This window comes from Paenibacillus thiaminolyticus (genome assembly GCF_003591545.1).
Lineage (GTDB): Bacteria > Bacillota > Bacilli > Paenibacillales > Paenibacillaceae > Paenibacillus_B > Paenibacillus_B thiaminolyticus_A.
Genome location: NZ_QYZD01000068.1, coordinates 2,672 through 13,106, shown reverse-complemented (window position 1 = coordinate 13,106; position 10,435 = coordinate 2,672). Strand labels below are relative to the sequence as shown.

Annotated in this window: 8 protein-coding genes; 1 reads left to right on the top strand and 7 read right to left on the bottom strand. The window is 50.8% G+C overall.

Annotated features, from left to right (window positions below; genetic code table 11):
• Positions 1 to 89: 89 nt before the first annotated feature.
• Together DQX05_RS29470 and murQ are read right to left on the bottom strand one after the other, a co-directional pair.
• Complete coding sequence (locus tag DQX05_RS29470; protein WP_119796791.1) at positions 90 to 944, bottom strand: MurR/RpiR family transcriptional regulator; 855 nt, start codon at positions 942 to 944, stop codon at positions 90 to 92.
• Between the two features lie 2 nt (positions 945 to 946).
• A complete protein-coding gene (gene murQ / locus DQX05_RS29465) occupies positions 947 to 1,852 on the bottom strand; it encodes an N-acetylmuramic acid 6-phosphate etherase (protein ID WP_119796790.1) in 906 nt (301 codons plus the stop codon).
• A gap of 387 nt (positions 1,853 to 2,239) precedes the next feature.
• Between murQ and DQX05_RS29460 the strand changes: the two genes are divergently transcribed.
• On the top strand, positions 2,240 to 3,490 hold the full coding sequence (locus DQX05_RS29460; protein WP_119796789.1) for a lytic polysaccharide monooxygenase: 1,251 nt from the start codon (positions 2,240 to 2,242) through the stop codon (positions 3,488 to 3,490).
• A 138-nt stretch (positions 3,491 to 3,628) separates the two neighbouring features.
• On the opposite strand, the gene serC is transcribed toward DQX05_RS29460, so the two are convergent.
• From serC to DQX05_RS31245, 5 genes are all read right to left on the bottom strand, one after another.
• A complete protein-coding gene (serC, locus tag DQX05_RS29455) occupies positions 3,629 to 4,723 on the bottom strand; it encodes a 3-phosphoserine/phosphohydroxythreonine transaminase (protein ID WP_119796788.1) in 1,095 nt (364 codons plus the stop codon).
• A 405-nt stretch (positions 4,724 to 5,128) separates the two neighbouring features.
• A complete protein-coding gene (locus DQX05_RS29445) occupies positions 5,129 to 6,568 on the bottom strand; it encodes an alpha/beta hydrolase (RefSeq protein WP_310735706.1) in 1,440 nt (479 codons plus the stop codon).
• A gap of 263 nt (positions 6,569 to 6,831) precedes the next feature.
• Entirely contained in the window at positions 6,832 to 7,746 is a 915-nt protein-coding gene (locus tag DQX05_RS29435) for a LacI family DNA-binding transcriptional regulator (protein WP_119796786.1), read from the bottom strand.
• 589 nt (positions 7,747 to 8,335) lie between these two features.
• The gene (glnA, locus tag DQX05_RS29430) at positions 8,336 to 9,760 is read right to left on the bottom strand and encodes a type I glutamate--ammonia ligase (protein WP_119796785.1); all 1,425 of its coding nucleotides are present in this window, start codon (positions 9,758 to 9,760) and stop codon (positions 8,336 to 8,338) included.
• 235 nt (positions 9,761 to 9,995) lie between these two features.
• A partial coding sequence (locus DQX05_RS31245) for a hypothetical protein (RefSeq protein ID WP_182914958.1) occupies positions 9,996 to 10,435 on the bottom strand: 440 nt, incomplete at its 5' end.

Here is a 10,435-nt window from a genome sequence, read left to right as displayed (position 1 = left end):
AGGTTAAGTTTACCATGTTTTAATGTGAGCTTATAGTTTGAAGACACACTCTAATTGCTTATATTGATCAGCCATCGGCTTCTCCTCCCTTATAAGCTGTCTTTAAATTCCCTGACGATAGTTCTGCTGTTATCAATTGCTTTAATGGAATCGTGGTAATACGTCGATACATAGGAGAAAAACAAGATGTCCATGACAAGCATTTGTGATATCCGTGATATGGTAGCGGCCGTTCTAAAAATCGGCTCCTCTGTAGAAGTTGAATATAAGGAAACATCGGCCAATTTGGAAAGCTGGTTTTTTGAAAATTTTGTCAATGAAATGACCTGGATTCCTTTGTTTTTTGCAATTTCTGCCAGTCTTGTAACTTCTTTCGTTTCTCCTGAAAAGGAAATGGCGAATAATAAATCATTTTTATCCGCATTGGAGATGACACTTGACAACAAATGAGTGTCAGATAACGAAGTGGAATCCTTATTTATTTTGGTCCACTTCTGCATCGCATCTAATGCCACCACATAAGATGCGCCGATGCCATAAAAATGAATCCTTTTTGCTTCGTGCATGAGTCGGATCACTTGCTCACACTTTTTCTCGTCTACTAATTTTTTTGTTTGCTCCAGTATGGAATAGGTATTGTTCGATATTTTAGAAATGATATCGCCGACAGATTCGCCTTTGGACACTTCACGGTACTCAACCGATTCCGGCTCCTTGCTCTCGCTTGCGATCAAAATCTTCAGTTCTTGCCAACCGGATAATCCCATCGCCTTGGATAAACGAACGACACCGGCGCTGCTTGATTGCGTAGCTTCCCCAACCTCTTTCGCGGTCATATGAATCACTTCTTCGGGATGATTAATGATATAGTCCGCTATTTTTCTTTCAGAGGGGGAGAACTGGTGCAAAATTTGTTTAATTAACGTAATACCGCCATATCCCATAATTATTCGGCTCCTTCCTCCAGCGCTTTTCGAATATGCCCTGAATGCTTTTCTAAATATTTACTGGCTTCTTCATAATTTACTTGTTTCTTGTGCATTACAATCGCAGCTTTCAGTTCGCCGTTGGCTTGTTCAAAAATCTGTTCTGCTTTCTCTTTTGATAAACCTGTAATCGTTTGAATAATCCCGAGCGCTCGATGACGCAGTTTTTCGTTGCTGACATGAACGTCGACCATTAAATTCTCATACACTTTTCCAAGCTGAATCATCGTGCCCGTTGAAATCATATTCAACACCATTTTATGTGCCGTTGCTGCTTTCATCCTTGTCGAACCGGTTAACACCTCGGGACCTGTCTCTGTCTCAATCCGGATATTTGCTTTATCACCAGCGATTGAATTCGAATTGGCTGTCAGCGCAATCGTTAAGGCCCCGATTTCATTTGCATACGCAAGGGCTGCCAACACATAAGGGGTTCTGCCGCTTGCTGTAATGCCAACAACGCTATCCTCCGGCTTGAGATCGATTTTTTTCAAGTCTGTTACGGCAGCATCTTCAAAGTCTTCAGCTCCTTCCCCGGCTTGCACAAATGCATTCTTCCCTCCGGCAATAATACCGATGACCTCATCATAAGAAGCGCTAAAGGTTGGAGGACATTCAACCGAATCAATAATTCCCAGTCTTCCGCTTGTTCCCGCTCCAATATAGATTAGGCGGCCGCCTTTTTTTCTTCGTTTCACGATTTCCTCTATGGCTGTAGAAATATTTCCCAGCTCTTTCTCAACAGATAAAGCCACTTTTTTATCTTCTTCATTGATTAACTTTACGATTTCAATGGGACGCAAGGAATCCAGATTCATCGTTTTTTCATTTCGCATTTCCGTAAATAATCGATCAAGATGTGTCAAAATATCACTCTCCCGGTTCGGAAATAATATTTCGTATTTAATTAATATTTCCGTTATTGCGTTTAATAAGGAAATAATAATTCATAAACATTTAAATGTCAACAAGATATTCCTTCCCTTATAGTCCCACTTCCCCGTCGCGCGCCTACACCCTCACTTTTCCTAGCAATCAGGTATAAGACATAATTCGACAAAAAATCCCGAAAGTTCAGGATGATTGAGGGATTGATTCGACAAAAGCACTGCTTCATTTGTCCGGCCCGGTACTATGGGAGCCTCTCAAAATAGTTTGATATGTTCATATGAATTTAAATAAATAATTGATAAAATGAAATCGCTTTCACCTTACACAGGTATCGATATCAATCTACTAAGGAGTTGACACCAATGACAAGACAAATCGGCAGCAGTCTGCTGTCCAAGGTATCCCCTCTCTTCACCGCATTCGGGCTTATCGTGCTCGGATTGGCCGTTAGCGCCGTCTTCGCGGACAGCGCATCGGCCCACGGCTACATCGAATCTCCGGCGAGCCGTGCCTATCAATGCAAGCTGGGCCTGAATTCGGATTGCGGACGGGTTCAGTATGAACCGCAAAGTGTGGAAGCCAAAGGCAACTTCCCGCAAAGCGGCCCGGCTGACGGCCATATTGCCGGCGGCGGCATCTTCGACCCGCTTGATGAGCAATCGGCCGATCGGTGGAATAAGGTGAAGATGCAAGGCGGAACGAATACGTTCCAATGGTATCTGACCATGCCGCATAAGACGACGGAATGGAAATACTATATTACAAAAAAAGACTGGGATCCGAACAAGCCGCTTACTCGCGCCGATCTGGAGCCAGTGCCGTTCTGCACGATTCAGGAAGGGGGCAAAGTTCCGCCTTCAACCGTAACGCATGAATGCAGCGTTCCGACCGATCGCAGCGGCTACCATCTGATTCTCGGCGTCTGGGAGATCGCGGACACAGGCAGAGCATTCTACCAAGTGATCGACGTCGATCTGGTCAATGACGGTTCGGAAATCGACCTGCCAGCAGCGCCGGGCCAGCTCGCGGCTTCAGCGCGGACCGAGACCTCGATCACGTTGACCTGGACATCTTCTTCCTCTTCGAACGGAATTAAGGCCTACGAAGTATTCCGCAATGGCGCTTCGCTGGGACAGACGACCGGAACATCGTATCGCGATGCCGGACTGACTCCGGATACATCCTATACGTATACCGTGCGGGCCATCGATCGGGCCGGCAATCTCTCCCCATTGTCTGCGCCGCTTGTTGCAGCGACGCTGCCTCAGGACAATACCGGCGGAGGCAGTGAAGGCGGGAACGGCGGGGAAGAAGGCGGCACCGAGCCTCCAGTGACCGGCGAGACGACCTGGAAGTCCAACGTCATCTACAACCAAGGCGACCGCGTACTCTACGACGGCTTGGAATACGAAGCCCAATATTGGACGCAGAACAATCGTCCTGACGTGTCAGATGCGTGGAAGCTGCTCAGCAACGTCATCCTCGATTGGAGCAAGGATAGAGCCTACACCGGCGGAGACAAGGTGAAGCATAACGGCGCTGTCTACCAGGCACGCTGGTGGACCCGCGGCGAGGAGCCGGGCCGCGCCGATGTGTGGCAAGCAGTGAAGTAGACATCCAGAGAGCCCATTCAAGGGAATGCCTTGAATGGGCTCTTTTGGTTTTTTGCACGATAAGCGAACATCGCGAGTCCCTTGCGCGACACACAACGCCCCGCGAGCAAACCTCGCGGGGCATCATCAACGTATAGGTTATCCGTTCTTCTGTTGGAATTGCTTCATGAACTCCGCCAACGCCTCGCAGCTCGCATAAGGCACCGCATTGTAGATCGAGGCACGCAAGCCGCCGACGCTGCGGTGACCCTTCAGACCGACGAAGCCCGCTTCCCCGGCTTCCTTGATGAACGCCTTCTCCAGCTCCTCATCTGCGAGCCGGAAGGTGACGTTCATCATCGAGCGGCTGTCACGCGCCGCGCAGCCGCGGTAGAAATCGCCGCTGTTGTCGATGATGCCGTACAGCATCTCCGCCTTCGCCTGATTGTCCCGCTCGACCTGCTGCAATCCGCCGCGTTCCTTGATCCATTGCAGCACCAGGTTCACCATATAGATAGAGAAGGAGGATGGCGTGTTATATAAGGAATTATTTTTATAATGAATGCTGTAACGAAGCATGGCCGGAATCGTCGCAGGGCTGTTCGCCAGCAGTTCTTCCTTCGCGATGACGACCGTAACCCCGGACGGACCAAGATTTTTCTGCGCGCCCGCGTATATCATCCCGAACTTCGACACATCGATCGAACGGCACAAAATGTCGCTCGACATATCGGCGATAAGAGGCACCGCGCCCGTATCCGGATAAGCGGCGAACTGCGTTCCCCCAATCGTCTCATTGGAAGTCAGGTGAACATAGGCGGCATTCGCCGGAACGATGATCTCCTCCGGTGCCGGCATGCGCATGAAGCCGTCGGATTCGGTCGAGGCGATGACCCGGGTCTCGCCGATAAGCTCCGCTTCCTTAATCGCCTTGCTGGCCCAGCTTCCCGTATGAACGTAAGCGCCCACCTTGCCTTCAGCGAGCAGGTTCATCGGCACCATGGCGAACTGCGTGCTCGCCCCTCCCTGCAAGAACAACACGTCGTAGCCTTCCGGAATATGGAGCAGTTCCTTCAATAATTGCTTCGCTTCATTGTGAACCTGTTCGTAGACGGCGCCGCGGTGCGACATTTCCATGATGGACATGCCATGGCCCCGGAAATCGATGAATTCGGACTGAGCCCGCTCCAATACTTCCAATGGCAAAGCTGCCGGACCGGCATTGAAATTGTACGCGCGTTGATGTTGTTCCATCCGTTTCTCCCACCTTCGTGTTCTTGTCTATCAAATATTTTATCGATAATCATAGCAGTAATTGAAGCTCGCTTCAAGGAGGTAACGCAAAAAAGTCTGCGCTCATCAGGCATCCTGCGCCATTAAAAAACCCCGCATCCTTCCTGGATTCGGGGACTGTCCGGCCGTTCACTCGGCCTATTGCATCTGGGAAGCCGGTGTTCTGCTCCGTAACCCGGATGGAATGAATCGTTATCTCCACATCGTTCACAGTGTGGGTAAGCGGCAATGGCTTGAATTGACTGCCGTCGCTTCCACCAGAGCGCCGGCAAGGAAGCCCATCACCCGTTTTCTCATCCTGTTTCCTTCCTTTCGCTCATTCCATTGATGCGTTCCGTTGCATTCCGTTACGTTACGTTCCCTTCCTTATTCCTTCCGCTCGCTCCATCTCTCCACGAATATCTGCAATGTTCCGTCCTTGTCTGCTTTATAGCTGTGTTCAACTGAGGCGCCCGCTCCATCAGCCTCGACGATCCCGTCTTCGCGCTTCACCTGGAATACCCACTCCGTATGCAGCGGGATACGCAGACGGGCTGTATATGCGCCTCTGTCTTGATCATAGGTTAACGGGAACCAAGCGTACAGCTTGAGGCCCTTCGGTGTATCGGATGGCACTTGGACGACAATATCCAAGGTGACATGTACGGGAATTTCCTCTAGGATGCGAAGCGGCAGCGACGCTTCCCGGCCATCGACTTGAACCGTGACCTCCGTGTCGCCCGGCTGCAGCGGAACAACCGTTCCATCGTCCCGAACCTGCGCGATACGCTCATCCGCTACGCGATATACGGCACGCAGCGGCGACATTTTGAACCCGGAATCGAACTCTAGGATTGGATTCAAGCGGCATGCTGGCCCCGTAATGCCCGCCTCTCGATCGCCATGCAGCGTCAAGGTGCAAGGCTTGCCCCGATGACCGAAAAAATGGAGCAGCGGCGCAGCCACTCGCGCCTCCCAATCCTTCTCCACATGAATCGCTCCAGGCTCATAGAGATAGACCACCTCGTCATCGACTTCGTACCCCAGGTCCAGAAGCTTCTCCGTCACTTCACGCACATGCTTTTCCATGACGAGAAGCCCTTCGCGGCTGCCCAGATCGATCCATATTTTCTTGAGCGGCTGCTTGATAGTGAAGGTATGGTACAACGGCACTTCTGCCAACGTATCGGGATATACGCAATACATGTAAGGCGACATAATTCCAAGCATACTGAACACGTCGGGCCGCCGCAGCCCAATATGATATGTGACCTGCCCGCCTCTTGAGGAGCCCATTAAGGCCGTATGCTCCGGCTCCGGTTGCGTGCGGAACAAGGCGTCCACATAGGGCTTGACCTCTTCAATCAGGAATCGCTCATACAGATGGCCGCGCGGTTGAACCGGGAATTTATCGTCCTGATAGCGCACGCCTTCCAGGTCATGGGTGAATTCATCGGCCCGCTTCATTCCCATATTCGAGATGCCGACGATAATGATCTCTTCCATGCGCCGCTCGGCAATCAGCCTGTCGGCAGCCGCATCCACGTTCCATGAATAGCCGTTGAAGGCGGGATGGAAAATATTTTGACCGTCATGCATATATAAGACCGGATAGCGCCTATTCGGCTCCCGCTGATAGCTGGGAGGCACATAGATGAATAGCTCTCTGTCGTTATTCAAATAGTCGGAGTGAAACCGTTCCATTCGCAGTAAGCTTGATCCGCTATCCAAGCTCTCCACACTCTTTATGCCTTTCATGCCTTTCATGCCTTTCATGCCTTTCACGCTTTTCACGCTTTTCACGCTTTTCAAACTCTTCGCGCTCATCGATCTCCCCCCCTTTCTGCCGCAACATCGACCCAGCTTTCGACTTCGTAATACAGCTCCAAGCCATCCGCCACCGTAAATTTGCGATAAGGAACCTCCTTACCGTGACGATCGGTCTCATGCATGCCCAGGCCGGCGGTTCGCCAGAATGCTCGAATAAAACCCGCTGATGGTGTCAAGCCGTGATGAGTCCACTAGACATTTCTCCTTATAGAGGCGGCTCCAAAAGTCCGCAAACCGGCCTTTTGAACACACACATTAATCTACGAGGAGACAGGCAATTTCAGAAACTTCTCCTCGTGCACATATTCCACATCATAAATAAAGCTGTTCATTACATTTACGAATGCCGCGTATTCATCCAGGTTGAATGAGACCCTCGCCGTCGCTTCCCCAACGATGTCAGGACAGTGGCAGGTGCACCAGGCAATCAAGTTCGGATGAGCTTGGACGGCCTCATTGGCAATAAATTCGTTCATGACGATACCCGGCAGACCCTCGAACTTCGCCAAAAAGGCTTCCATCCCTCGGCGGTGCTCGTACACATGAATTCGATCGTCAGGCAAGCCCGATGCCTGCTTGATGAAGCCCGTCCATTGTTCATTGTTGTAGCGATCCATCACTAGAAATTGAGGCGGTTCGTCCAACAGGGCGCGCGATCGTTGGAAGGCCGCTTCCACGTCAGGCATAATTTTATGAAAAAGCGAATCCTCAATATAACTGTCCACCACAAACACGGGGATACCGAACCCGAAGTATGGCGTGATCGTGGCAAACCGCTCCTGATCCACATTCATCAAAAATACGCCGTCCAAATTCCGCTCTATAATGACCTTGTAAGACGGTGCCGTATCGTCGATCTGAATAAAGATGACGTGGTAGCCGAGCGCGCTGCATTGCTGCTCGATTTTACTTATCGTTTTGGCGTATTTGAATTCCGCCCAAGGGCTTTGCCGCTCATCCCTAAATACTAAAATCCCGATCAATCCCGTCTTCTTGATCTTTAAAGATTGGGCCGTCCGGTTCGGAACATATTTGAGCTGCTGTGCGATTTTAAGCACTTTCACCCGGGTCTCATTCGATATCGATTGCGTCTTGACATCGTTCAAAATATAGGACACGGTAGCGATGGACACACCCGCCGCTTTGGCGATATCTTTAATCGTCGTTTTTTTCATCTTATCCGACCTCGCTTGGCGTAGACTTAAACGTTTAAGCAATTAAAGCATACCTCCCATGGGGTGTCAATTTTCCCCCTCTGTTTCCGAACTGCACCCTACTTTCAACGCTTCCATATCATCCAGCCGGACATAGGCAAGCTACGGTCATCTTGCCGTCCTCGATTGGCAACGATCCGGCGTGTTGGCTGCTTTTGGGCACGCCTTCTTAACCCTTGTCTGAGCAATGTGGCGCCCTTCTCCGGCTGCAATCCGGCTTCTCCCGCATGCCGCTGCATCGCAGCCCCTGCCTTCTCGTTAGCCGAATTCGTATTTTGCAGGCTTGCATCCCACAAGCAATAGAAACACCAGAGCTGCCGACAATGTCGACATGAAGAAGCGTCTTGACATTCCATTTCCCTCACATCTATCTCGACTTAAACGTTTAAGTTGTTTTCGTAGTATATGATAGAGCAAGGTTGGCGAAGCCGTCAACAAGCCTTCCTCTTCCATTCGCACTCATTCCTCCCCCCCCCTTCAGTTAATAAAAAATCCTCCCCATCCAAGCTGGATGCGGAGGATATATAGGAGGATACATACATCAATATGATTAGCAGTCGAAATAAAGGCTGTATTCCTGCGGATGAATGCGCATGGCAACGGATTGAGCTTCTTTCCGCTTGATGCCAACATAGTTGTCGATGAACGCGCGGGTGAATACGCCGCCTTCGAGCAAAAATTCATGGTCCGCCACTAGTGCGTCGAGCGCCTCTTCCATCGTGGCCGGAACACGGCGAATGTCCAGCTTCTCTGCCTCGGACAGCTCATATAGATTGCGGTCATATGGACCGAAGCCGTCCGCGGTCGGATCGATCTTGCGCTTGATTCCGTCCAGCCCCGCCATCAGCATCGCCGCGAACGCCAGGTACGGGTTCGCTGTCGAATCCGGCGTGCGGAACTCAATGCGGCAGCCCTTCGGCGTGACGGCAGCCACCGGGATGCGAATCGCAGCGGAACGGTTGCCTTTGGAGAAGACCAGATTGACCGGAGCTTCGTAGCCAGGAACGAGCCGCTTGAACGAGTTCGTGCTCGGGTTCGTCAAGGCGATAAGCGCAGGCGCGTGATGCAGAATCCCGCCGATATAATGAAGCGCCATCTCGCTCAGATTAGCGTACCCGCCCTTCTCGTAGAACAGCGGCGTGTCGCCGTTAAATATCGATTGATGCACATGCATCCCGCTGCCGTTGTCACCGAAGAGCGGCTTCGGCATGAAGGTGGCCACCTTGCCGAACTGCCGTGCCGTATTATGAACGATATATTTATATTTCATCAGATTATCGGCCGAGGCCGTCAATGTATCGAAGCGGAAGTTAATCTCCCCTTGCCCCGCCGTCGCCACTTCATGATGATGGCGTTCGACGCGGATGCCGCATTCCTGAAGCAGGCGACACATTTCGCTGCGGATGTCCTGCTGCGTATCCACTGGGGCTACCGGGACGTATCCGCCCTTTGCCGGAATTTTGCCCCCGAGGTTGCCGCCAGCTTCCTCGCGATTCGTATTCCAAGACGCCTCCACCGAGTCTACATAGAAGGAGGAGCGGTTCATCGTATTCTCGTACCGCACCTCATCGAAGATGAAAAATTCCGACTCCGGGGCAAAGAATGCAGCCGTACCGACCCCAGACGTGTGCAAATACGCTTCCGCATTCTGCGCGATGCTGCGCGGATCCCGATCATAGCGTTCGCCATCCGGTGTAAAAATGTCGCACATGACGATAAGCGTCGGATGCGCCGTGAACGGATCTACGAAGCAGGAGTTCGCGTCCGGCATCATCACCATGTCAGATTCTTCAATTCCACGGAATCCTTTGATAGAGGAACCGTCGAATGCAACTCCGTTCGTGAACGTGCTCTCATCCACCTCTGAAGCAGGAAGGGTAATATGATGCGCGCGACCGACCAAATCAATAAAGCGGAAATCTACGTACTGGATTTTTTTCTCTTGAATAACCATCAAAGCTGGCTTTGTCGACATGATGATTCCTCCCATTTCCGAACAATACACGTTCCTCACGCACTCATTGTTCCACTTTCAAAATTAAGTTGTTGTCATTATAATCGCTTCGGAGAAATCTCGTCAATATCTATGTCAGGTATTTTTATGTTTTATGTCAAGTTTTCTAACATCAAATGATGGGAAACGGCAGAAAATCCACATAATGCCTACGTTTTCCCCTTCTTTTCCATGGGGAGCGGGTTGGCCTCTCGGGTCAAGAATGCTTTTGACCCAGTCCGATGGGCCCGCCTGTTAACCGGCTGCGGTAGTGCCTTTTTCCGCGTAAAAGGGCGCCCCTTGCCAAGCTTCGCTTTTCTCGCTCATTATGGTCTTCCTCGATTTGTAAGAACTCGCCTCTTTTTCTCACTCTCCATTGCCACTTCCTAGGTTTTGTATAGCCTCGCCTCTTTTCTCTCTCTATTGCCACTTCTTCGTTTTGTAGAGCCTCGCCTATTTTCTCTCTCTGTTGCCAACTTCTTCGTCTTGTAGGACCACGCCTATTTTCTCGCTCTCCATTGCCACTTCCTCGTTTTGTAGGGCCACGCCTATTTTCTCTCTCTATTGCCACTTCTTCGTCTTGTAGGGCCACGCCTATTTTCTCTCTCTCCATTGCCACTTCTTCGTCTTGTAGGGCCACGCCTATTTTCTCTCTCT

Coding starts and splice junctions, on each gene's coding strand:
- DQX05_RS29470 (WP_119796791.1), bottom strand. CDS start 944: ATGGGATATGGCGGTATTACGTTAATTAAACAAATTTTGCACCAGTTC.
- DQX05_RS29460 (WP_119796789.1), top strand. CDS start 2,240: ATGACAAGACAAATCGGCAGCAGTCTGCTGTCCAAGGTATCCCCTCTC.
- serC (WP_119796788.1), bottom strand. CDS start 4,723: ATGGAACAACATCAACGCGCGTACAATTTCAATGCCGGTCCGGCAGCT.
- DQX05_RS29445 (WP_310735706.1), bottom strand. CDS start 6,568: ATGAGCGCGAAGAGTTTGAAAAGCGTGAAAAGCGTGAAAAGCGTGAAA.
- DQX05_RS29435 (WP_119796786.1), bottom strand. CDS start 7,746: ATGAAAAAAACGACGATTAAAGATATCGCCAAAGCGGCGGGTGTGTCC.
- glnA (WP_119796785.1), bottom strand. CDS start 9,760: ATGTCGACAAAGCCAGCTTTGATGGTTATTCAAGAGAAAAAAATCCAG.